1 protein-coding gene is annotated in these 707 nt (G+C 38.6%); it reads right to left on the bottom strand.

Annotated features, from left to right (window positions below; genetic code table 11):
• Nucleotides 1-209: 209 nt before the first annotated feature.
• Nucleotides 210-290: a hypothetical protein gene (locus Q1B07_RS27150; RefSeq protein WP_311226016.1), complete on the bottom strand. Its 81-nt coding sequence runs from the start codon at nt 288-290 to the stop codon at nt 210-212.
• Nucleotides 291-707: the final 417 nt, after the last annotated feature.

Below are 707 nucleotides of genomic sequence, written 5' to 3' on the forward strand. Positions count from 1 at the left end.
AGTGTTTCATCTTCCAAGGAAAGCCCACGTCCATGAAGGCATACCGTGCTTCAGACATAAGCACTCGCCCATAAAGAAATCATTAAAAAATAAAAATAAATAATTACGTATGGGTAACGTGGAAAGTATGGTAATGACGGTGGTATATGAGAAACCGTAAGGTGCTAGGTATGAAGCAGATGTATGAAAGGTATCTTCCGATACCTCATTTATTGGCGAGGCGCGAATATCATTACTGAAACACCTACCAAACAGATACCAGCATCTATCCAATCGTATAAATAAGGTATACCCCATCCTCAAATACGGAAGGACTCCTCCGAAAACACCTCAATAAATGGCTTACTTTTCTTAAACAATAGCCAAATTAGAACCCACTCCACCAATATCGGCAATTCCAACAAATATAAAAAATACAATTGCATAGGCACCTCATTAGAAGGCAAGAATCGGTTATGGTACAGGGGGCACCGTTAGGTGCCCTAATTGGGTTTTGGTCACTCCTCTAGTATGGTGATCTCTCCACTATGTTTAAGCAAACTTTATTCTTATCACTTTTTTTTTTTAAGTTCATTTTCGGCAGAAAACGGGCAAATCTTTGAGCAAACTTTATTCTCATTAAAAAAGTTGGGTAATGCCTTTGAAGTCATATGTGGTAAGGGGTGAACGTGATTCCGCGCTTCTGCAAACTTTATTCTAATTTAACA

The sequence above is a fragment of the uncultured Metabacillus sp. genome (assembly GCF_947503125.1).
GTDB lineage: Bacteria > Bacillota > Bacilli > Bacillales > Bacillaceae > Metabacillus.